Annotated in this window: 33 protein-coding genes and 1 pseudogene; 25 read left to right on the forward strand and 9 right to left on the reverse strand. The window is 70.8% G+C overall.

The window, feature by feature from the left end; translation table 11 throughout:
- The first annotated feature begins 7 nt into the window (after nucleotides 1-7).
- On the forward strand, nucleotides 8-1,168 hold the full coding sequence (locus LF262_RS17060) for a sensor histidine kinase (RefSeq protein ID WP_308190487.1): 1,161 nt from the start codon (nucleotides 8-10) through the stop codon (nucleotides 1,166-1,168).
- Nucleotides 1,165-2,148: a DUF8320 family protein gene (locus LF262_RS03575; protein WP_235778871.1), complete on the forward strand. Its 984-nt coding sequence runs from the start codon at nucleotides 1,165-1,167 to the stop codon at nucleotides 2,146-2,148. Before LF262_RS17060 ends, LF262_RS03575 begins: the two co-directional genes overlap by 4 nt.
- 37 nt (nucleotides 2,149-2,185) lie before the next feature.
- On the opposite strand, the gene LF262_RS16860 is transcribed toward LF262_RS03575, so the two are convergent.
- The 4 genes from LF262_RS16860 to LF262_RS03590 form a co-directional block, all read right to left on the reverse strand.
- A complete protein-coding gene (locus tag LF262_RS16860; protein WP_268933486.1) occupies nucleotides 2,186-2,311 on the reverse strand; it encodes a hypothetical protein in 126 nt (41 codons plus the stop codon).
- A 239-nt stretch (nucleotides 2,312-2,550) separates the two neighbouring features.
- Entirely contained in the window at nucleotides 2,551-2,925 is a 375-nt protein-coding gene (locus tag LF262_RS03580) for a hypothetical protein (protein WP_235778872.1), read from the reverse strand.
- Nucleotides 2,926-3,003: 78 nt separating this feature from the next.
- A complete protein-coding gene (locus tag LF262_RS03585) occupies nucleotides 3,004-3,156 on the reverse strand; it encodes a hypothetical protein (RefSeq protein WP_235778873.1) in 153 nt (50 codons plus the stop codon).
- A 115-nt stretch (nucleotides 3,157-3,271) separates the two neighbouring features.
- Nucleotides 3,272-3,625, reverse strand: a complete 354-nt coding sequence (locus LF262_RS03590) for a hypothetical protein (RefSeq protein WP_235778874.1) — start codon at nucleotides 3,623-3,625, stop codon at nucleotides 3,272-3,274.
- Nucleotides 3,626-3,852: 227 nt separating this feature from the next.
- Between LF262_RS03590 and LF262_RS03595 the strand changes: the two genes are divergently transcribed.
- From LF262_RS03595 to LF262_RS03655, 14 genes and pseudogenes are all read left to right on the forward strand, one after another.
- Nucleotides 3,853-4,095: a hypothetical protein gene (locus tag LF262_RS03595; RefSeq protein ID WP_235778875.1), complete on the forward strand. Its 243-nt coding sequence runs from the start codon at nucleotides 3,853-3,855 to the stop codon at nucleotides 4,093-4,095.
- Between the two features lie 4 nt (nucleotides 4,096-4,099).
- A complete protein-coding gene (locus LF262_RS16865; RefSeq protein ID WP_268933638.1) occupies nucleotides 4,100-4,222 on the forward strand; it encodes a hypothetical protein in 123 nt (40 codons plus the stop codon).
- A gap of 67 nt (nucleotides 4,223-4,289) precedes the next feature.
- A pseudogene (locus LF262_RS03600) lies at nucleotides 4,290-4,631 on the forward strand (class I SAM-dependent methyltransferase); the annotation flags it as partial.
- Nucleotides 4,632-4,824: 193 nt separating this feature from the next.
- Entirely contained in the window at nucleotides 4,825-5,067 is a 243-nt protein-coding gene (locus tag LF262_RS03605; RefSeq protein WP_235779326.1) for a hypothetical protein, read from the forward strand.
- A gap of 3 nt (nucleotides 5,068-5,070) precedes the next feature.
- Complete coding sequence (locus tag LF262_RS03610; protein WP_235778876.1) at nucleotides 5,071-5,328, forward strand: hypothetical protein; 258 nt, start codon at nucleotides 5,071-5,073, stop codon at nucleotides 5,326-5,328.
- Entirely contained in the window at nucleotides 5,321-5,599 is a 279-nt protein-coding gene (locus LF262_RS03615; protein WP_235778877.1) for a hypothetical protein, read from the forward strand. Before LF262_RS03610 ends, LF262_RS03615 begins: the two co-directional genes overlap by 8 nt.
- Nucleotides 5,592-5,837: a hypothetical protein gene (locus LF262_RS03620; protein ID WP_235778878.1), complete on the forward strand. Its 246-nt coding sequence runs from the start codon at nucleotides 5,592-5,594 to the stop codon at nucleotides 5,835-5,837. Before LF262_RS03615 ends, LF262_RS03620 begins: the two co-directional genes overlap by 8 nt.
- On the forward strand, nucleotides 5,837-6,154 hold the full coding sequence (locus tag LF262_RS03625) for a DUF4031 domain-containing protein (protein ID WP_235778879.1): 318 nt from the start codon (nucleotides 5,837-5,839) through the stop codon (nucleotides 6,152-6,154). The genes LF262_RS03620 and LF262_RS03625 overlap by 1 nt, the downstream gene beginning before the upstream one ends.
- 172 nt (nucleotides 6,155-6,326) lie before the next feature.
- Nucleotides 6,327-6,683, forward strand: a complete 357-nt coding sequence (locus LF262_RS03630) for a hypothetical protein (protein WP_235778880.1) — start codon at nucleotides 6,327-6,329, stop codon at nucleotides 6,681-6,683.
- Nucleotides 6,684-6,757: 74 nt separating this feature from the next.
- Nucleotides 6,758-7,126, forward strand: coding sequence for a hypothetical protein (locus LF262_RS03635; RefSeq protein ID WP_235778881.1), 369 nt, complete (start codon nucleotides 6,758-6,760; stop codon nucleotides 7,124-7,126).
- A complete protein-coding gene (locus LF262_RS03640; protein WP_235778882.1) occupies nucleotides 7,119-7,472 on the forward strand; it encodes a hypothetical protein in 354 nt (117 codons plus the stop codon). Before LF262_RS03635 ends, LF262_RS03640 begins: the two co-directional genes overlap by 8 nt.
- On the forward strand, nucleotides 7,469-8,371 hold the full coding sequence (locus LF262_RS03645; RefSeq protein ID WP_235778883.1) for an AcrVA2 family anti-CRISPR protein: 903 nt from the start codon (nucleotides 7,469-7,471) through the stop codon (nucleotides 8,369-8,371). Before LF262_RS03640 ends, LF262_RS03645 begins: the two co-directional genes overlap by 4 nt.
- 46 nt (nucleotides 8,372-8,417) lie before the next feature.
- Nucleotides 8,418-8,762: a hypothetical protein gene (locus LF262_RS03650; RefSeq protein WP_235778884.1), complete on the forward strand. Its 345-nt coding sequence runs from the start codon at nucleotides 8,418-8,420 to the stop codon at nucleotides 8,760-8,762.
- Nucleotides 8,763-8,830: 68 nt separating this feature from the next.
- Nucleotides 8,831-9,853: an ATP-dependent DNA ligase gene (locus LF262_RS03655; protein WP_235778885.1), complete on the forward strand. Its 1,023-nt coding sequence runs from the start codon at nucleotides 8,831-8,833 to the stop codon at nucleotides 9,851-9,853.
- A gap of 103 nt (nucleotides 9,854-9,956) precedes the next feature.
- Here LF262_RS03655 and LF262_RS03660 read toward each other — a convergent pair whose 3' ends face one another.
- Complete coding sequence (locus LF262_RS03660; RefSeq protein ID WP_235778886.1) at nucleotides 9,957-10,457, reverse strand: hypothetical protein; 501 nt, start codon at nucleotides 10,455-10,457, stop codon at nucleotides 9,957-9,959.
- Between the two features lie 433 nt (nucleotides 10,458-10,890).
- Here LF262_RS03660 and LF262_RS03665 point away from each other — a divergent pair, with 433 nt between their 5' ends.
- Nucleotides 10,891-11,157, forward strand: a complete 267-nt coding sequence (locus LF262_RS03665) for a hypothetical protein (RefSeq protein WP_235778887.1) — start codon at nucleotides 10,891-10,893, stop codon at nucleotides 11,155-11,157.
- Here LF262_RS03665 and LF262_RS03670 read toward each other — a convergent pair.
- Nucleotides 11,133-11,312, reverse strand: coding sequence for a hypothetical protein (locus tag LF262_RS03670; protein WP_235778888.1), 180 nt, complete (start codon nucleotides 11,310-11,312; stop codon nucleotides 11,133-11,135). The two genes, LF262_RS03665 and LF262_RS03670, sit on opposite strands and share 25 nt — an antisense overlap.
- Before the next feature lie 73 nt (nucleotides 11,313-11,385).
- Between LF262_RS03670 and LF262_RS03675 the strand changes: the two genes are divergently transcribed.
- Nucleotides 11,386-11,547, forward strand: coding sequence for a hypothetical protein (locus LF262_RS03675; protein WP_235778889.1), 162 nt, complete (start codon nucleotides 11,386-11,388; stop codon nucleotides 11,545-11,547).
- 13 nt (nucleotides 11,548-11,560) lie between these two features.
- Here LF262_RS03675 and LF262_RS03680 read toward each other — a convergent pair whose 3' ends face one another.
- The gene (locus LF262_RS03680; protein WP_235778890.1) at nucleotides 11,561-12,586 is read right to left on the reverse strand and encodes a DUF805 domain-containing protein; all 1,026 of its coding nucleotides are present in this window, start codon (nucleotides 12,584-12,586) and stop codon (nucleotides 11,561-11,563) included.
- A gap of 128 nt (nucleotides 12,587-12,714) precedes the next feature.
- Here LF262_RS03680 and LF262_RS03685 point away from each other — a divergent pair, with 128 nt between their 5' ends.
- From LF262_RS03685 to LF262_RS03715, 7 genes are all read left to right on the forward strand, one after another.
- Nucleotides 12,715-13,077 carry a hypothetical protein gene (locus tag LF262_RS03685; protein WP_235778891.1) on the forward strand — a complete coding sequence of 121 codons (363 nt, stop codon included), beginning with the start codon at nucleotides 12,715-12,717 and terminating at the stop codon, nucleotides 13,075-13,077.
- A 254-nt stretch (nucleotides 13,078-13,331) separates the two neighbouring features.
- On the forward strand, nucleotides 13,332-14,474 hold the full coding sequence (locus LF262_RS03690; protein ID WP_235778892.1) for a hypothetical protein: 1,143 nt from the start codon (nucleotides 13,332-13,334) through the stop codon (nucleotides 14,472-14,474).
- 80 nt (nucleotides 14,475-14,554) lie between these two features.
- Entirely contained in the window at nucleotides 14,555-15,211 is a 657-nt protein-coding gene (locus LF262_RS03695; protein WP_235778893.1) for a hypothetical protein, read from the forward strand.
- Between the two features lie 160 nt (nucleotides 15,212-15,371).
- Nucleotides 15,372-15,554 (forward strand): hypothetical protein, encoded by a 183-nt coding sequence (locus LF262_RS03700; protein ID WP_235778894.1) that lies wholly within the window; start codon nucleotides 15,372-15,374, stop codon nucleotides 15,552-15,554.
- A gap of 472 nt (nucleotides 15,555-16,026) precedes the next feature.
- On the forward strand, nucleotides 16,027-16,770 hold the full coding sequence (locus LF262_RS03705; protein WP_235778895.1) for a hypothetical protein: 744 nt from the start codon (nucleotides 16,027-16,029) through the stop codon (nucleotides 16,768-16,770).
- Nucleotides 16,703-16,906: a hypothetical protein gene (locus LF262_RS03710; protein ID WP_235778896.1), complete on the forward strand. Its 204-nt coding sequence runs from the start codon at nucleotides 16,703-16,705 to the stop codon at nucleotides 16,904-16,906. The genes LF262_RS03705 and LF262_RS03710 overlap by 68 nt, the downstream gene beginning before the upstream one ends.
- A gap of 184 nt (nucleotides 16,907-17,090) precedes the next feature.
- The gene (locus tag LF262_RS03715) at nucleotides 17,091-17,765 is read left to right on the forward strand and encodes a recombinase family protein (protein ID WP_235778897.1); all 675 of its coding nucleotides are present in this window, start codon (nucleotides 17,091-17,093) and stop codon (nucleotides 17,763-17,765) included.
- A 16-nt stretch (nucleotides 17,766-17,781) separates the two neighbouring features.
- Here LF262_RS03715 and LF262_RS03720 read toward each other — a convergent pair whose 3' ends face one another.
- A complete protein-coding gene (locus tag LF262_RS03720) occupies nucleotides 17,782-17,997 on the reverse strand; it encodes a hypothetical protein (protein ID WP_235778898.1) in 216 nt (71 codons plus the stop codon).
- Between the two features lie 174 nt (nucleotides 17,998-18,171).
- The gene (locus tag LF262_RS03725) at nucleotides 18,172-18,420 is read right to left on the reverse strand and encodes a hypothetical protein (RefSeq protein ID WP_235778899.1); all 249 of its coding nucleotides are present in this window, start codon (nucleotides 18,418-18,420) and stop codon (nucleotides 18,172-18,174) included.
- Nucleotides 18,421-18,433: the final 13 nt, after the last annotated feature.

The raw sequence follows: 18,433 nt of genomic DNA on the forward strand, positions 1-18,433 counted from the left end.
CGGGGCCGTGCGCGACGACAGTCACAGTGCGGCCGCCGCCGCGGTCATCTCGCGGTCCATCGGGGTGTTCGCGGTCGCCCTGTGCGCCCAGGGCATCGGGGACATCCTCGACGAGCTGCCACGCCTCGCCGCCTGGTGGAACATCCTGTTCGGTGGAGGGGCCGTGCTGACGCTCGTGTGGACGGCTGCCGCCGCGGTCCGGGGCCGGGTCGAGCGGCGGGCGCTCCTGGGGTTCGCCGCGGCCGTCGCCCTCGGCCTGCTCACCTGGCCGGCCGGCCACCCGGACGCGGAACCGGGGCCCCCATGGCTGTGGCATGTGCTCTCCCTGGGGACCGCCTGCCTCGCCGGCGCCGCCGGGCTCACCGCGGCAGGCGCCTACGCGGTGGCCACGTCGGTGCTGTTCGCCGTGGTCCGGCGCTCCCCGGCCGGGGGCGCAGCCAGTGTCGCCGTGTCCGTCGAGGACGGCGCCTACGCCGCCATGGTCGGGATCGCCGTGGCCGTCGCAATCCAGGCCATCAGGGTGGGCGCACACCGCGCCGACGCCGCCGAGGCCAGCGCCGTGGAGGCGTACCGGGAGTCGGCAGCAGCGAGGGCGCAGCTCATCGAGCGGAACCGGCTCGGCGCCATCCTGCACGACTCGGTCATGACTGCCCTCATCTCGGCGGCGAGGGCATTCACCCCTGAGCAGCGCGCTGGGGCGGCCCGGGCAGCCCGCGAAGGAATCCGGCAGCTCGGCGAGTATGCGGCCACGGAACCGGAACGGAGCCCCGTGCCGGTGGGCGAGCTGCCCGCACGGCTGCAGGCCGTCGCCGAGAACACGGACTTCGTGCCGGTGGACATCTTCTCGACCCTCCCGACGGACGGCGCCCTGTCGCTGCCTGCCCGGGCCGCCGATGCGCTGCTGGAGGCGGTCTACACCGCGCTCGACAACGCCAGCCGCCACTCGGGGGCATCGCGCGCGACCGTCACCGCCCGGCTCGTGGACGACAGGCTGTGCGTGGACGTCGCAGACGGGGGCCGCGGCTTCGAGCCCGCGTCGGTGCCCCAGCGCAGGCTCGGGATCAGGCTCTCGATCATCCAGCGCGCCGAGGACGCCGGCGGCGCCGCGTCCGTGGAGTCGGCCCCGGGGCGCGGCACCACGGTGCACCTGGAATGGAAGGTGGGGTGAGCGTGGTCCGGTCCATCCCCACGAACTTCCTGGTCATCCTGGCAGCCGCCTTCGCAGCGCTGCAGGTCGTCCTCGGTGCGGCCTCGCTGGATGAGAGCTCCCGGCCGGAGCTGAGCGTGTCGGCCATGGCCGTCTACGCGGCGCTGATGGCCCTCGTCCTGCTGCGCGGCCGCGGCCCCCTCGGGCCGGCCGCTGCCTGGTCGGGGGTGGCAGGCACGGCCGCGATCACGGCGCTGGTGGAGCCCGGGCTGCCGCAGGCCGTCTGGCCCGGCTACGCGGCGTGGCACCCCGCGGCCCTCCAATGCCTCCTGATCATCCTCGCGGTGCGCGGGAGGCCCCTGCTGGCCGCCGCCGGATGCGCGGCGTTCGCCGCCATGACCGTCCTGTGGTCGCTCGGGACCGAGCCGGGCCTCGGAGAGGGGGTGCGCATCGCGCTCGCGCCGGTGCTGTTCGTGGCGACCGCCGTCGCCCTGGCGCGCTTCCTCGGCCTCAACGACCGCCGGGCCGAGGCGAAGACCAGGCAGGCCCTCGCGCTGCTGGACGAGGCCGCGCGCATCCACGCCCACACGGTGGAGGCAGCCGGGTGGGTGCGGGAGGTGAGCAGCCTGGCCTCGCCGTCCCTCACGCTCGCGGCAGACCCCGAGGCCGAACTCTCCGAGGATGCCCGGAACCGGATGCTCGAGACCGAGGCCGCCCTCCGGGACCGCGTCCGCGGAGGCTACCTGGCCACCGACGACGTGCTCCGGCGCGTATCAGCGGCGCGCTCCCATGGGGTCGTCGTTCACCTGTTCGACGACCGCGGCGCCGTCATCGACGACGACGAGCTCGGGGCACTCGTCGCGGCCCTCGACCGGCTCCTGCCAGGACTCCAGGGGCCCGGCATCCTCACGGTGCGCGCACGCCCCATGGGCAGGGTCCCTGCCGTGACCATCGTCTTCGCGCCCGACGGACCCCGCGAGTCGGTCTACCTGGAGATCTGACCCGTCCGTCCAAGACGCTGCCCAGCGGCGGCCGGGACTACCAGGTCTTCGAGGACCAGTCCACGGCCCTGTCGATCGGCGAGCTGTTGTTCCTGGTCGCCTTCTGGCTGCCGAACCCGGTGATGCCGCAGTACGACGTCAGTGCCCGGGTCAGGCCGACCATGTTGGCCCCGTTGTACGACTTGAGGTTGTGCTCGCTCAGGAGCGAGCTCTGGATGCTCTGCTGGTCGCTCAGGGACTTGGCTTGCGTACTGGTCGCACGTGGTCGCTCCCGCGCCCGAGCATCCCGTCAGGACGGCGGCGGCCACCATGGAGGCCGCAAGGGCCGCGGAGGACCGCGCTGCCGGATGCATGCTGTTTCATCGTCGGTACCTTCAATCTCACGTCCGGGCGCGTGGCCTGTCAGGCGAGGCCAGGCAGCGCCCCACGGAGGGTGTCTGCGATCGCGCCCATCTTCTGTGTGCTTGCGTTGAGGGACACGGTGTTGCGCATCCCGCCCCAGGCGCGCCCGAGGGCGCCCTGTCCGAGCGCGACCAGCTCGATAATGCGCTGGGCCCCGTGGTCGTGGACGTAGGCCTGCACGGCCCGGTACCCTCCCACGAACCCGCGGCCCTCTCCGACGACGGCGAGCTGGGCCCGGCCCGCGTCAGGGATGGCGCTGTAGTGGTCCTCGATGCTGCTCACCTCGGCGCCCAGGTCGCCGTACGCCTGCCGGAGGGCCTGGGCGATGCGGTCGGTGCTGTGCGTGGTCGTGTAGCTGGAGTGTTCGGACTTCACTGTTCCTCCTCGTGAGGGTTGGGGCTGGGTCGGGCCGCCCGGCCCAGCACGCGCCGACTGGCCGGGCGGCCCGAAGGCCTACTTCCAGAAGCGGCCGTGCTCGGGGCAGACCTGGCCGGACTCCCCGCACTCCTTGCAGGTCAGGCGCCCGACGATGCCGGTCAGGTTGCGCCCCCCGTTGCAGCCGGGGCAATCGACGGTGGGGCGGTGGCACTTGGTGCAGCTGGACATGGTCGTTCTCCTGTTCGGTGGGGTCTTCCTCGGGTCATGCTCGATCGTCGGTGCCCGGCCGGCTGCCGGGTATGTGGCCCGCAGAGGCCCCGGAATGGCCTGGAGGCCTCCCCGGCTACTGGCGGACCATCGTGTAGATGGCCTTGGAGCCGTCGTACACGGTTGCCTTGTCGTTCCCGTCGAAGGCAACCGTGTAGGTGGCCTGGTTCGGTGGCTGCGAGACGACCAGGGAGTACCGCCCGTTGGGGTCCTTGCTCTGGGACAGCGAGCAGCTCATGCCGCCCCCGATGTCGAGCGGCTTGCCCCTGTCGTAGTACATGCCGCGGCACGCCCCATTCTGGGAGACGACCTTCGTGGGGGTGCCGTCGCCGGACCTCCAGTTGCCGGCCAGGCTCGGCGGCGCCGATGAGCAGGCCGCCAACGATGCTGCGACCGCCGCGGCCGCAAGAAGTGCCTTTACGGAATGCACGGTTCCTCCTTCGCTCCGGGGTACTTCCTCCGGCAGTCTGTCCGCTCGGGTGGGGGCGGCGCCGTCCAAGCGGGCGCCCGGGGGCGCCACTGTCGCCTGTACGGGGGACGGCCGTCCCCTGAACGGCGGACAGCACAGCCGCACCTGGCGCCGGACCGTCCGCCGGGGCCTCCCTGCCGGTCTAGAACTGTGCGCATCAGCTTTGCGAATGCAGGAGGGGATCAGAGATGCCGAACGACGATTCGAAGATGAGCGGCTGGGAGGTCGCGGACAAGGTCGCCCACGGTGCCGGCGCTGCCGCGCACGGCGTCGGCTGGGTCCTGACCAAGGCCTGGGGCGCCCTCCTGCTCATCGCCGGCCTCATCGTGCTGTTCGCGGTGTTCGCCAAGGGCGGCTGGTGGGCGGGGCCGCTCCTGATCGCCTACGGGATCTACCTGCTGCTGCCCGGCAGCAAATGGGTCCTCTGGTGACCCCATGGAAATCGTCTACGGGATCATCTTCATCGGCGCCATCGCCGCGATCGTCTGGTTCAGGGAGTACATCCGCAAACGGGCCGCGCAGGACCGCGCCGACCGCCGGGCCGGCAACTACCGCTGAGCCGGGGCCGGGCGCACTGTTTTGGTCGCTGTACGCGGCCGTCTACGACGCGATCTGGGACTCGCCGCTGACCGACGCACTCGCCGAGGCAGCGGAGGCCCGCACGTCCGGCGCCATCACTGTCGTCGACCTGGGCTGCGGGACAGGCCTCATGGCCCGCAGGAGCGAAACCCTGGTCATCGGGGTCGATGCCTCGGCCGCGATGCTCAGAAGGGCGCTCCGGAGGGAGCGGATCGACGATGCGGTCTATGGGCGGGTCGAGTCCACCGGCCTGCCCTCGGGCCGGGCCGATGCGGTCCTCCTGTGCAACGTCCTCCACCTGCACCCCGAGCCCGTGGAGGTCCTGCGCGAGGCCGAGCGCCTGTGCAGGACCGGCGGCACAGTCTTCGTGTGCTGGCCGCTCGACGGCATCGACACGAGGGCCGTCTACCTCGCCGACCGGCACCTCGGACGGGGCTTGGTGAGCTCGCGCATCGCCCACACGCTGCGCAGCCTGATCGGGATCACTGCAGCGCTCTCGGGCACACGCCGGCACTCGAGTGCCGCTGTGGAAGAAGCCGTCTTCGGAGCGGGCGGCTTCGACGCCAGGGTACATCGACATCATGTCCCCCTCGACGGAGGACATCGTGGCCATCGCCGAGGACGGCAGCACCGTAGTCGTCGGCACCACCCAGACTTGGGCCAAGACGACTGTCGCGTCCCGCCTCCTCTTCCCCAACCGCCAGCCCCGGATCCAGCTGCGCGAACTGCTCGCCACCGCCCTCGGCCTCGACGCCGACCGGGCCGAGCAGGGCGCCGACGCGGTCCTGACCTGGCTCGAAGCCCGCATCCAGAAGAAGGACTGACCCGTGGCGCACATCCCGCACTACCCGCTCCCGCCCTACCTCCATGACGCCGTCGATGCCATCGCCGGTCTGATCGCCGATCCCGGCAGCGCCAGCAACGCCGTCCACGTCATCTCGGGGGCGCTCGGACGCGCCTACAACGCCGGCCACCGCGACGGACAGCTCCAGATCCGGCAGCTCGCCTGGGTCGTCGAGAGCCTCGAGAGCAAGATCGCCGCGGCACATGCGACGCGCGAGCCGGAGGACGCCGCCCATGGCTGACGAGTGCTTCTGCGAGTACCGCAACGAACCCCGCGGCGGGGCCCTCTTCGAGGCCGTCCTGGTCCCCAACCCGGACTGCCCCGCGCACGGCAGCGAGACGGTCGCCGAAACCGAAGGGCTCGACTCCTGGGACGGCCACGTCTACGACGGCGAACGGTGCATCCACTGCAACGTCAACGTCTACGACGACGGCATCTACGGCCCCTTCCAGTGCACTGAGCGCCCACTGCACGTCCACACGACCGAAACCGAAGGGGGCACTCGTGGCTGACCGGGCACGGAGGCCGAAGGCTGCCAGCCCGGTGTACTTCTGGGGACCCCAGTGGCACTGGCACGGCTGGCGGACCCTGATCCCGTTCTTCATGGGCGAGGACCCGGACGGGAAGCGGACCGCGGTGTTCGGGTGGACCGTCACCGGCCGGATCATCGTGCGGCTGTGGACGTGCCGCGACCCGGAGTGCGCGGCGCTGCGCGAGGAGTTCGCGCTCCAGAACCGGGAAGGCCTCTGATGGCCGTCTATGTCGACAACCTCCGGATGCCCGCCACCGTCGGCCGGCTCCGCGGCCGCTGGTCGCACCTGACCGCGGACACCACCGAGGAGCTGGTCGCGTTCGCGGCCAGGCTCGGGCTGCGGCGTTCCTGGATCCAGAACGAGGGCCACGCGTGGAAGGAGCACTTCGACGTCGTGGACTCCAAGCGCGAGCTCGCGATCCGGCTCGGGGCGGTCCCCGTCACGATCCAGGAGGCCGTCGCTCTCCACCAGGCCAAGTGCGAGGCGGCGGCAGGGGCATCTGCCGAATCCGGCAAGATATTGCCGGTCAGGTAGGACTGGGGCACTTCGCACTCCAGTTTCGGTGCAATCCGGCAATATATTGCCGGATTGCCTCTTCCCGAACACGCCGCGAGGAGATCGACAAGCTCTAGGGACCCGGGGAAGTCACCGCCGCCGCCGCCGGTCCCCGGTGAGCTCGACGGAGCGGTCCGCACACATGGGGACCATGACGACCAGACGCCATGGTGAGGAGAGCCTCGCCGAACGGATCCCCGGCGTCGCACGCCGGGCCCGCGTGTACGGGCTCGAGGACGACGGAGCCTCAGACCTCGCCCGCCGCCGCCGGTGGGCCAGGGATCGTGTTGCGTTCCTCCGCCGGTCGATCGCCGAACTCGAGGCGCAGCCCCGGGAGGGCGTGTTCGCGAAGCTGACCGATGAGAAGGCGGAGCGACTCCTCGCCGCCTACAGGGCGAAGCTCCCCGAGGCCGAAGAGGCGAAGGACGCCATCGGCCCCGCGGTGAATGTCGTCGCCCCGGTGGTGCGCCGCGTGCAGCGGGAGGACCGCCGCCGCACCCGCCGGTAGAACGACGAACGGGGGGCGGCTGTGTGGCTGACGTCGCGATGACGGGCAGTGACCGGTCCGCACACATGGGACGCATGACCTCTGATGAGAACGAGCTCGACCAGCAGAAGCGCGACGCCGTCCGCCTGATCGCGGACTCGATCGGCCGCCACCGCCCGGTCCGCCGCGAAGGGCTGCCCGGCAGCACCTGCAGCAACGCCGTCTGCGCGGCGACCGGCGTGATCTTCCTGACCCGCGCCGCTGTCGCCGGGCACCAGGCCGTCGTCGCCGTCAACGACTACCTCGCCTCGCTCCGCTTCACCCGCGAGGGCGAGCTCGACGAGCAGGGCACCGCGCCAGGGGCCATGGAGGATGACTTCACGTTCTCGCTCCTGACCGACCTGCTCGACGCCCACCCCGCCGGCCGCACCTACGCCGAACGGATGGCACGCCGGCATGGCTGACCCGGCAGCCCTGCACCAGGGCATCGACCCGGCAGCCGCCGTGGCCGCGGCCCTCGAGCTCCATCGTCCGGTCTGCCGGTACAAGGCCAGCTTCCGGGATGAGACGACCTACCCGACCGCTCAGCGGGCGTACCAGGTGAACTGCGCCGACCCGATGCGCGGCTACGAGTCCATCGCGCTGTCCGGCCCGGACGACGCCACGTTCGTCGAGGTCTGCGCCGAATGCTCCCGCATTGATTACGGCGAGCTGGACGAGGACGACGCGGTGCACGGGGACGTCCTCGGCACCGACGCCTGCACCTGGCCTTGCACCACGTACGCCGCCCTCGCCGGAGCCGGCAGGTGAGGCGTGCCGACTGGCGGGTCTCCGCCGTCCCGGAGCTGCGCGCGATCCTTGTCGAGGAGAAGGCCGCTGTCTTGGCGGCTATGCTCCGCGGCGTGCCCGCCGCGGACGACTCGGAGCAGGTCCGCCTCAGGCTCGAGGCCGCAGCCCTCGAGCGGGCGCACAGGAGGAACCTGGGAGCAGCCGAGATGTACTGGGCCGGGTCCGACATGGCGGCGCTGGCGCTGGACGCCGCCGCCGACGTCCCGGACTTCAACCCCGCCGCAGACCTGCCGACACCGAACGGCTTCATGGTCCTCCAGGAGGCACTGCCCGGTCTGCAGACCTGGGTGAAGGACGAGGAGGGCAACGAGTACGAGGCCGAGCTCGCCGTCGATCTCATCGGCTGGACGACCGTCGGGGCTGAGACCGTCATCCAGTCGTTCGCGCACGGCGACCGGGTCCCCAACCCACATCGCTTCTTCGAGCCGGTCTGGTTCCACCGCGGCCCCGCCGACGCGCTGTACCCGCTCGACACCGAAGAGGCCGTGCCACGCACTGTGCGGCTCATGTCGTTCCTGGCCGCCGCGGCCCTCCTGATGGCCAGCCCGGGCGTCGCCGACCGCGCCGTGCTGACCCCGAAGACGAAGGCCGCCCGCAAGGACGCCAAGCGCGGCAGGTCGCAGCACGTCACGGTGATCAGCCTGCACGCACCGAAGCACGTCGACACGGAACCGGCAGGTGACGGCGCCGAGGGTGGCCGGACCTACACACACCGCTGGCTTGTGCTCGGGCACTGGCGCAACCAGCCCCATGGGCCCGGCCGCTCGAAGCGGTCCGTCCGGTGGATCCCGTCGTACATCAAGGGCGCCGCCGGCGCGCCGCTGAAGGAGACCGAGCGCGTCTGGGCCTGGCGCCGCTGAGAACGGTCCGGTGACCTGGCTACTGGCTGCCGCACACATTCGGGTCATGGCAGAGATCCTCACCGTCCGCGAGACCATCGAGTACGACATCGAGGTCGCCACCGGCTACGACGACGACCCTGGCTTCGACTCCGACCGGTCCGAGGCGATCAGCGTCCGCTCGGTGTCCAAGGAGATCCTGCGCCGACGGCACATCCCCGACTTCGTCATCGGCGTGGACTCGGACCGCGGCCTGTACTGGCTCTCCCAGGACGGGACCGAGGTGTTCGCGCACCGCAGCCACGACGCGGTCTGCGAGAAGTACAAGGAGCTCGCCAGCGAGCCCGGCTACGCCTACTTCCCCTTCGGAGACATCGACGACCCCGACAAGTACTGGCGCACACTCGGCTGACCCGCCAGCACTGAGCCGAGCCCGCCCACCCCGGTTCCGACCGGCCCGCGCATGGGTATCGTGGCTGCATGGCCGCCGGCTCCTCGCTCCCCCGTAGCCTGCGCCCGCCGCTCGAGCTCGCCCTCGCCAAAGCCGTCCAGTCAGTCCCGCCCGAGGGTGCGCTGCCCGGCGGCTGCCGCTACGAGCCCAAGTGGGACGGCTTCAGGATCCTGATCGCCGTCGACGAGGACGGCGCCTCGCTCTGGTCCCGGCAGGGCAAGGACCTCACGCGCACCTTCCCCGACCTCGCCCAGGCGGCCGCGGCGATGGTCCCTCCCGGCTTCCTCATCGACGGCGAGGCCGTCGTGTGGAACGGGGGCCGCCTCGACTTCGACGCGCTCCAGCGCCGCAACGTCACCTCCAGGGCCGGGCTGGCCGACCTGGTCCGCGCCCACCCGGCCTCGTTCGCAGCGTTCGACATCCTCGCCGTCGCCGGCCAGGACACGAGGGGTCTGAAGCTCGCTGACCGGCGCGCCCTTCTGGCCGAGCTGGCCGCCGGCTGGTCCCGGCCGCTGAGCCTCTCCCCCGCCACCGCCGACCGCGACGAGGCGATCGGATGGATGGAGGACATGCACCCGTCCGGGATCGAGGGCCTGGTCGTGAAGGGCGCCGGCCAGCGCTACGAGCCGGGCGTCCGGCAGTGGCTGAAGGTCAAGCAGCGCGACACCCTGGACGTCGTCGTCGCCGCCGTCACCGGGACAATGGACCGGCCGTCCGCCCTCATCGCCGGGCTCCCCATCGACGGGAAGCTCCGCATCGTCGGGCGCACCGGGCCCCTCGCCGCATCCGCGGCCCGCTCCGTGGCCCCGCACCTGCGCGAGCCGATTGGAGTGCACCCGTGGCCCGAGGAGGTGCCCCGTTCCTGGCTGGACCGGTTCGCCAAGGAGAAGGGACCGGTCCACCTGACCCGCATCGAGCCGATCGTCGTGGAGATCAGCGCCGACACCGCCTGGTCCGGGACCGCGTTCCGCCACGCGCTGGGCTTCGTGCGCGCCCGCCCCGAGCTCGACCCAGCCGACATCACGCTGCCCGAACAGCTCGCGCGCGGTTGAGAAACGCCCCTCCCGGCGAGTTCAGGCAAGGCGACGCTGTTGTTGCAGCAGAAGAGCCGCTGTCCGATCAGGCTTCCAGTGCTTTCACCGGTTGGCAACGGGATCAGGATGCGTGGTCGGCGGCCGTCATCTTGTCCAGCTCAAGCTGCGCCAGCTGGTCAGCACTGTGCTGGGACACCCGTGAGCTGGCCTCGATGACCTGGCGGCCGTGGCGGACGACGGTCAGCCGGTCGCCATCACCGAGGTTGCTAGGCCGCTCGTACGCAATCGCCTCGGGAACCGAGCTCGTGGACGAGGTCAGCGGAGCCATCTTGGGGTGGACCTTCACGGCCTGCGAGCACGCCGTGACGTATGCCTGAACGACCTTCATGTACTCCGTAGCAGCGTCCCCGTCGCGGAGCCGCCGCACTGCGAGATACCCCATACGGCCATCACTGCCCTCACGCACATCCAGACCGCCTTCTGCGTCAGACGCCCCAAGGGCAGCCTGCTTCTCGAAGGCAGCGGCGGCGTCGAAGCATTCCTTGCCAATGAGCTCGTACCCCGCGTTGGTGGACGCCTGAGACGATGCCGCAGCGCTGGCCTTCGGCGTCGCCGAAGTCACGGGAATGGGTCGGGCCGCGAATTGCGGTCCCAACTTGCTGGCAACCTCGTCGGACGTTGGAAGCAGGCTGGCGAAGTCCGAAGCGTCTGACTTCAAAGCGTTCGTCTTCTCCGGCTCAGCACTGCTTCCCGCCTGCGCCGAGCAGCCGCTGGCTATCAAGCAGACGAGTGCTGCAGACGCCAGGCATTCCACCACCGAACGGCTGGCCATATGTCCCCCCATGTCCTTCGAACCGGTCATCAAAGCTGCATTACGGGACGAAGCTCACACCGGTCGAAGTCCGGACAGCAATTTTGAGTCTAAGGCAGAGAAACGCGCCGCTCGGCACCGACGTCGATATGACATGAACGGAGAGCGCCGCGTAGAGAAGAGGCAGTCGCTCCGCACACATGGAGGGTGAGAAGCCTCCACGCCACTGAACAGGACACCGACCATGGATGACAGGACGACCCTCGCCGCCGAGCTCACCGAACACGGCAACGTCACCGACGACGCCGGCCGCCGCCTCCAGGCGATCCTCGACCAGGACAGCACCGCCATGCGCCACACCGAGGAGCGGTTCGGCATTCAGCTCGCCGATGGCAATGTGATCGGCACCTGGCGCAAGGCCTCCGCCGCGAAGGGCGCCGCCTCCCGCAGCGGCTACACCGGCGAGATCGTCAAGCGCGCCGTCGCCTACACCCAGCGGGTGAAGGCATGACCGCCGCGCACTGCGCCGACACGTACACCGCCGACCTGGAGCAGGCGGAGGCCGAGGCGTCCCTGCGCGCCGCCCGCGCCATCCTCCTCCAGATCGAGCTCGTCGACGGCCTCTCCGACGAGATGGCCAGACGCAGGCGACCTCGCCGAGAGCATCCTCGGGCACCTGCGTCTGGCCGGCACCTTCGGCTACCGCGAGTCCGAGGTCCGCATCGGCGAAGCGCGCGACATGCTCACCGCTGCCCGCGGCCTCGTCGGCTATCTGGTCAGCAGGTTCGGCACCGGCTCCGAGATGGCGGCAGTGGCCGGCGACGCCGTCTCCGAGCTCGATGACCACCTGGCACAGCTCGAGCGCGCCGACCTCGAACTCCGCACCGGGGCGACCGCGTGAGGGGGCACCGCTTCTAGCTGCAGGTGATCCGGTCCAGCCTCACCTGATCACCCTTCAGGTTTGGATTGAACGGGACGCCGACGTCCACGGGCTGGCCCTGCCGCAGTAGGTAGAAGTCGCCCGAGCTGCTCGCCACAGGTGTGCCATTGCTGAGCAGTGTCAGCTCCACAGACCCTAAGCTGCAGTCGGTGGCCGCCACATTCTCGATGCGGACCGTCTGGCAGGAGACGCCGACGGTCTGGCACACGGACATCCCGTTCTCCCACTTGAAGTACAGCGTGCGGCTGTACTTCTGCCAGCCGGCGGCCGACTCGACCTCCTGGCGGAGCGCGGCCTCGCGGGCGTCGGCCGTCGGGGCTTGTACAGCCGGCGTCTGCCTGACCGCTGTTGGCGAGGTCTGCCTGGCCGGGGCGGCGCCCTGCACTGTCGGGACGACGGCGGCCGACCGTTCATTCATCGAGCCGGCCCACACGAGCAAGGAGATAGCCACCACAAGCAGGCCACCGCCCATCACTGACGCCAGGACCAAGGTCACCGAGCGTTCGCTGCTTCTGGCCGGGCTCCCGCCAGCAGGTTCGCGCTGGACGTGGAGGATCGGCGGAGGGCCAGCTGGCTCCGCGGACATGCGAGCCGCGGCGGGGTCGAACCTCGCACCTGCCGGGTCCGAGCTGGCAGCCATCGCGAGAAGGACGAACAGCGCGCCGAACGGAATGAGACCGAAGAGGAGCCACCAGCCGCTCCGGTTGGTGTCGTGCAGCCGACGCACTGCAAGGGACAGCCCCGGGACGAGCGCCGCGAGGGACAGCAGGGTGGCCGCTGCCATCAGCCCGCCCAGGCGAAGGCCGGACGCGCCGGCCGCGTACCCGACACTCCACCCGGCGACGCCGAGCACCGCGCCCATCAGCCACATGGTCCAGTACTCGCTGCGGCTCGCGCGGCCGGTGAACGTGAACGCCTTCAGCCAGTACCGGCCGAACGCCTCGGAAACTCCAGCGCCATACAGTGGCTCATCGAGCCTTGGTCGTGCTTCTGCCCCCATCGCATGCTCCTGTGCTCGTGGGCCGACGGCGACAGGCTATCCCTGCGGTCTGGCCCGCACCAGAAGCTGCAACGGCGCTGGACCGAGGCGCATTGTCGGCCAGGCGCGCGGCCGCACACAAAGAGGGCATGGAGCAGGCACAGACCACAGTCGGACAGGCAGTACACGGCACCGGGCTAGAGACGTCCTTCGAGGAGACGGTCTACGCCGCCGTCGCACTCATCCTCGCCTTCCACGTCGACCTGGCCTCCGCCGCGATCGCCCTCGCCCGCCGGCTACGGCAGGCAGCCCTCGCCGGCACCGCCACCCCGGCAGAGCTCACCTCCCTGGCAAGGACCGCCACCGGGCTCGCCCGCCGCGCGCGCCTGACGCCGGACCGGGCCGGGGCCGCACGCCTCGACGCCGCCGCAGCCCTGCTCACCGACCTCTGCGACCAACCCGCCGAGCAACCCGCCGACAGCGCGGACACCCAGGACCTCCTCGCCGCCTGACCCCACGGCCGCCGCGCCGTGCCTTGCCTTCCCGCGCGGTAGCGCCGCCGCCGCCGCCGCCGTGGTGTTCCGCCGCGAAGCCGGCGGGGTGACGGGCCGGCGGTAGCCGCAGCCCCGGGGCGCTGGGCCGAGTGGATCCGGCAGTGGGGTCGGCATATTAAGAAGGACTCGGGGCTGGCGCCCCTCGTCCCTTCACGATTCCGTTCCGTGGACCGGCCCGTTCCCCGTCGTGGTTCTCCGCGGAGCGGGGCTCCGTGGCGTTCCTCGTGGGCCTGCGGCCCGCTCCCGGCCTGGCGGCCGTGAGCCTGCGCGCTGCGCGCGCCGGCGGCGCGTGCTCCTTTCCGGTTCCCGTCCTGGTGGTCCGTGGTCGCTGCGCTCCCGCCGCGCTGCGCGCGGCCGTTGCGTCTGCCGTCCTGTCCTTCTCCTCGTTTTCCGTCTCGTGGGTCTGGCCGCTGCGCGGCCAGCCCAAGCCCGCCGACGACGACACGAGCGAGGAGGCTGGGAAGGCGCGGAAGGCCCGCGACAAGGTCAACAGGAACGTCGAGAAGGTCACCGCCGAGCTCCGCAAGGCCGGGGCCATCTACACGATCGAGGGCGGCTACCGCGGGCGGCAGGCCAACTACGGGTTCAACCTCGGGCCCGAGCAGCTCGCGGCGGCCAAGCTTGCTGGCCAGATCAAGGCCGGGCACGTCCCGCAGGAGGCCGATGTGGCAGGCATGCCCGCTACTTCGACTGCACCCCGTTTTTCGGGATCCATCGAGAAAGACCCCACGAATCAGGGGGTCTTTACCGAAGACCCTACGAATCGTGGGGTCAATCTCGAGAAAGACCCTACGAATCGTGGTGGAAAGGCCCCACGAATCGTGGGGCCCAAAGAAGAACCAAGGATTAATACCCCCCCTACCCCCCGAGGCGCCGTCACCGAGGGTCCGGCCCGGGCAGGAGACGGGGGAGGGATTGATCCTGTCCTCGAGGCCGAGACGACCGCTCCGCGGCCGCCCCGTGCCCCGCAGGTCAGCCGGAAGCTCGCCGAGGGCCTCACGGCCTTGGGCTACCCCGCCGAGGACCACGAGGCCATGCTCGAGGCCGCAGCGGCCGACCCGGAAACGATCAACGCAGTGTCCCGCCTCCTCCAGCCCAGCTACGCCCGCAACACCCACAACGCGATCCTCGCCGGTCGCCGCCGCGAGCACGCCCGCACCGCCCCGAGGTGCGAGGAACACCCGATCGAGCCCGCCGACACCTGCCGGTGCTGCCTCTCCGAGGTCGCCGCAGGCCACCGCCCCGAGGACATGGTCGGGCGCCTCATCGCCCCGGCCGACGCCCCCAGGAGGGTGATGCCCGCGAACTTCCGGGAGCTGCTCAAGCCCGAGCTCAAGCTCGTGAGCGCCGCGTGAACGCCCCCGGGTGGCTCGCACGGGCCCTCCAGACCTTCCACAGCCGCAACACCCACACCCCGACAGGAGAAACCCCAGCCATGACCGCCAGCACCGAGCTCGCCCCCGAGCCCCAGGTCACCCAGCCCACGGCAGCCGAGCGCTACGCCGAGTTCGCGGCCCGCCGCACCGCCGCCGTGCAGCACGCGACCGAGGCCGAGGCCCGCGCGGTCGAGTTCGCCCCGATCGCCGACGCCCTCCGCGCCCGGTACATCGACGGCGACCCCGAGGTCACCCGCGACCTGATCGACGCCGCGGAGCTCGACGCCCGCCACGCAGCCCTCGACGCCGGGGCCGCACGCCGCGCCTCCGAACGCCTCATGGCCGACGAGCCGACCTACTCATGGGCGGCCGTGGCCGAGGCGAACCTCGAGGACGCCCTGACCGACCCCGCCGTCGCGCTCGAGGCCGCACTGGCCGGGGCCGCGCCCGCGATCCGGGAGGCGTTCGCCGCACTCGACGAGGCACTCGCCCCGGCCCTCGCGGCCGCACGGGCCCACGACGGCGCGCTCACGGGCCTGCACAGCTACCTCACCGCTGGGGGGTACTCCGACCCCGAGGCCCATTGGCTCCGCGCCACGGTCCCGGCGGAGTGGGCCGCACGGATCAGGCCCCCGGCACAGGCCGAGGGCCGCCCGCCCGCCTCATCTTCAACCGCTGACCTTCCACACCCCAGCAGACAGGAACCCGCGGCATGAGCAGCAAGCAGAAGCACGACCTCGGCCGCAAGAAGCGCGACTACGTCCCCGCCGAGCCGATCACCGACCGCGTTCGTCCTCGGCTACGACGCCGGCAGGGCAGCCGCGTGAATGCCCAGACCGCAGACCACAGCACGAGCCCGAGGACACGTTCGCAAGCGTGTTCGCCATCGCCCTCGCCGCCCTCGCCCCGCTCGACGCGGACACCCTCACGGCCCTGACCGAGCTCAACGCCAACGAGGCCGCGATCCTCGCCGGACTCGACGTGCCCCCGCTCGATGACGACCACAGCCCCACGCGCTGCGAGCTCGAAGCCGAGCTCGCAGCCCTCGACCGGCCATGACCCAGCACCCAATCGCACACTCACCTTCCACGACAGGACACGCCATGACCCTGCAGACCGCCCGCACCGCCCCGACCGCCCAGAAGGCACCCCGGCCCTTGGCCAAGACGCCCCGCCCCTACGCCGCCAAGGCCCCCCAGCCCGCCAAGCCCGGGGCGAAGGCCCCCGCGCAGACCCCCCAGGGCGCTAGGGCACCGGCGCCCGCCCCCAGGACCGGCCAGCCCGGCGGCCGCCCCGCGTTCAATACCCTCGACGCCGTGCCCAAGGACCTCCTGACGATCCAGGAGGCCATCGTCGCAAGCGCTCACCGCGATCCACGCCGGGAACACCGACGCCCCGAACGAGGTCCTCGACAGCCTCCACAGCGACCTCACCAACGCCGTCGGCCCCAACCCGACCGCAGCGGCCAGCAGCGCGGCCCAGAACGCGGGCCCGATGGCAGCCCTCGCCGCAGCAGGGCAGGGCTGAGCGCATGGTCCAGATCGCCCTCGACGACCGCTACGACCTCCCCAGGCGCATTAGCGAGCTCGAGCGGAAGGTCCTTATCCTCGCGACCCAGCCCGTGCTCAAGAACGCCTCCACAGGGCAGGAGCCCGGCAAGCCCGGCCTCAAGTTCGACGAGTACGGCCTGCACGCCTACGGCGCGCCCGGCGCCGAGATCTCGACCATCGGGTACCGCGGGGACGTCACTGTCACGGGCATCCGTGGGCACGACTCGCCGGACCTCGTCGGGGTGATCTTCGGCGCGGACGGCTCGTACACCCTCGGGGACACCGTGATCGGCCGCGGCCCCTACATCGCCACCACGGCGGGCCCGGACGGGAACACCTACATCGAGTCGGGCGCGACCGGCGGCGGCGTGCAGGTCAACTCCCACGGCACGACGGGACAGGTCCAGCTGCAGGGCAACACCACCGTGTTCGGGAACCACACCGTCAACGGCATGAAGTCGTTCGTCATGGACCACCCGACCCAGCCCGACATGATCCTCAAGCACGCCGTGACCGAGTCGCCGGCAAGCGGGGTCGAGTACCTGGGGCGAGGGCACGTTCGGGGCCGACGGCACCTGCACCGTCACGCTCCCGGACTACTTCGAGGCCCTGACCAAGCCCACGGGCCGGGTCGTGTCGCTCTCGCTGATCGGCACCGTGGAGGCCGAGGTCTGGTACGACGGCATCGTCGCCGGGGCGTTCACTGCGCACGGGCCCGCCGGTGAGTCGTTCTCGTGGGCCGTCAAGGCGGTACGGCACCAGCCCGACCACACGACCGGCGCGGACCAGCTCGCGTTCGCCGTGACCGAGCCGAGGGTCCGCGGCGTGAGCGCGCCCACGGATCCGCAGGAGCAGCCCTGAGCGCGGCCGAGCCGGCCTGACAGACCGGCTCGGCCCTCCCAGCCCATCGGGCCCTTCCCGAGGGCCGACCGGGCCGTCTGGCGCCGATACCCCGTCGGGTACACCACTGAACGCACAGGGACTGAAAATCCGGGCCCCCACAGCTCAGATAAACAAAAGGGCTCCCTTTCGTTTACCATGAGACATGACGACGAGACGGAAACGCCCCGCATCCGGCCCCCTCCGCGTCCTCGGCTACGTCCGCGTCTCGACCGACAAACAGGAGGTCGGCCCCGAGGTGCAGGTCGCCGCGCTCAGGGCCGAGGCGGCCCGCCACGGCTGGGACCTCGAGATTCACCGCGAGGACCCAGCCAGCGCCAAGAGCCTCGACGGCCGCCCCGTCCTCGCCACCGTCCTCGCAGACCTCAAGTCCCACCGCGCCGACGCCCTCGCCGTGTCCAAGCTCGACCGGCTCAGCCGCAATGTGGCCGACTTCGCCGCGATCCTCGAGATCTCCAACAAGCAGCGCTGGACGTTCATCGCCCTCGACCTCAACGTGGACACGAGCACCACCACGGGCCGGGCGATGGCTCAGGTCACGTGCGTGTTCGCTGAGATGGAGCGCAGCCGCATCGGGGAGCGCACCCGCGAGGGCATGGCCAAGATCAAGGCCGAGACGGGCAAGCACATGGGGCGCCCCGCAGCGCTCGAGGTCGACGTGATGGCCCGCATCGCCCTGGAGAGGGCCGCGGGAGCCACGTATACGGCCATTGCGGCCGGGCTGAACACCGAAGGGATCACCACCCCCACGCGCAGGCCTTGGACCCCCCAGCGAGTCCGAGGAGTGGCCGTTTCCGAAACGGCCCGGACGCTGGCATAGGCCGTGGATGGACATGTTATAGCTTGGCGATGCGCATCCCATCGAGTTGGGACTGCTGAAAGGCTCTCCAGCGTGCCGCGAGCTCACGGTCGACTAGACGCTTGCCCGATGCCCCCGGCACGGGTTCAAGCTTGACTTCGTCGACCGTGAGCCCCTCCTGAGCGAGGAACTGGGCGTGGAGGACGGCTCGGTTGGGGATCACGTGGATAGCCTGAGCTTCTGTCTTGTTCATGATGAGCTCGCCCGTTCGGTAGCAGACAACCGGCCCGTCCTTGAATGCTTCGGCCCGGAACTCTTCGGTAATGTCTCGGGCCTCCTCCGTGAGGGCCGTGCCGAACTGCTCGATCTCCGAGGGCGGGTACAGGACCTTCGAGTAGCCGAAGTCGACCGGGTCGTCCCTGCCGACCTACTTGATGCGGTAGCCCTTCGTACGGTGATGTAGGTCAGCGTTTTCCCACACGGCCCAGTACTCGATGCCTTCCCCGATCTTCTCGCTCGGCCTGGGATGCTCGCTGACCAGCCGCGTCAGCACGTCGATCAACCTCGAATCCTCGATACGGTCCCCGTGGCGACGAGCCTCTAACTCGTCGCCAAGGTAACGCTTGACGGCCGCCCTGCTGGCGAACCTGTGACTTCCGACGTAGTAGCTGCTCATGGTGCTTCGCCTC

The organism is Sinomonas notoginsengisoli (assembly GCF_021554725.1).
GTDB lineage: Bacteria > Actinomycetota > Actinomycetes > Actinomycetales > Micrococcaceae > Sinomonas > Sinomonas notoginsengisoli.

Coding starts and splice junctions, on each gene's coding strand:
- LF262_RS16860 (WP_268933486.1), bottom strand. CDS start 2,311: ATGGTCGGCCTGACCCGGGCACTGACGTCGTACTGCGGCATCACCGGG.
- LF262_RS03585 (WP_235778873.1), bottom strand. CDS start 3,156: ATGTCCAGCTGCACCAAGTGCCACCGCCCCACCGTCGATTGCCCCGGC.
- LF262_RS03595 (WP_235778875.1), top strand. CDS start 3,853: ATGCCGAACGACGATTCGAAGATGAGCGGCTGGGAGGTCGCGGACAAG.
- LF262_RS16865 (WP_268933638.1), top strand. CDS start 4,100: ATGGAAATCGTCTACGGGATCATCTTCATCGGCGCCATCGCCGCGATC.
- LF262_RS03605 (WP_235779326.1), top strand. CDS start 4,825: ATGTCCCCCTCGACGGAGGACATCGTGGCCATCGCCGAGGACGGCAGC.
- LF262_RS03615 (WP_235778877.1), top strand. CDS start 5,321: ATGGCTGACGAGTGCTTCTGCGAGTACCGCAACGAACCCCGCGGCGGG.
- LF262_RS03625 (WP_235778879.1), top strand. CDS start 5,837: ATGGCCGTCTATGTCGACAACCTCCGGATGCCCGCCACCGTCGGCCGG.
- LF262_RS03630 (WP_235778880.1), top strand. CDS start 6,327: ATGACGACCAGACGCCATGGTGAGGAGAGCCTCGCCGAACGGATCCCC.
- LF262_RS03635 (WP_235778881.1), top strand. CDS start 6,758: ATGACCTCTGATGAGAACGAGCTCGACCAGCAGAAGCGCGACGCCGTC.
- LF262_RS03640 (WP_235778882.1), top strand. CDS start 7,119: ATGGCTGACCCGGCAGCCCTGCACCAGGGCATCGACCCGGCAGCCGCC.
- LF262_RS03650 (WP_235778884.1), top strand. CDS start 8,418: ATGGCAGAGATCCTCACCGTCCGCGAGACCATCGAGTACGACATCGAG.
- LF262_RS03655 (WP_235778885.1), top strand. CDS start 8,831: ATGGCCGCCGGCTCCTCGCTCCCCCGTAGCCTGCGCCCGCCGCTCGAG.
- LF262_RS03665 (WP_235778887.1), top strand. CDS start 10,891: ATGGATGACAGGACGACCCTCGCCGCCGAGCTCACCGAACACGGCAAC.
- LF262_RS03670 (WP_235778888.1), bottom strand. CDS start 11,312: ATGCTCTCGGCGAGGTCGCCTGCGTCTGGCCATCTCGTCGGAGAGGCC.
- LF262_RS03675 (WP_235778889.1), top strand. CDS start 11,386: ATGCTCACCGCTGCCCGCGGCCTCGTCGGCTATCTGGTCAGCAGGTTC.
- LF262_RS03680 (WP_235778890.1), bottom strand. CDS start 12,586: ATGGGGGCAGAAGCACGACCAAGGCTCGATGAGCCACTGTATGGCGCT.
- LF262_RS03685 (WP_235778891.1), top strand. CDS start 12,715: ATGGAGCAGGCACAGACCACAGTCGGACAGGCAGTACACGGCACCGGG.
- LF262_RS03695 (WP_235778893.1), top strand. CDS start 14,555: ATGACCGCCAGCACCGAGCTCGCCCCCGAGCCCCAGGTCACCCAGCCC.
- LF262_RS03705 (WP_235778895.1), top strand. CDS start 16,027: ATGGTCCAGATCGCCCTCGACGACCGCTACGACCTCCCCAGGCGCATT.
- LF262_RS03715 (WP_235778897.1), top strand. CDS start 17,091: ATGACGACGAGACGGAAACGCCCCGCATCCGGCCCCCTCCGCGTCCTC.
- LF262_RS03720 (WP_235778898.1), bottom strand. CDS start 17,997: ATGAACAAGACAGAAGCTCAGGCTATCCACGTGATCCCCAACCGAGCC.
- LF262_RS03725 (WP_235778899.1), bottom strand. CDS start 18,420: ATGAGCAGCTACTACGTCGGAAGTCACAGGTTCGCCAGCAGGGCGGCC.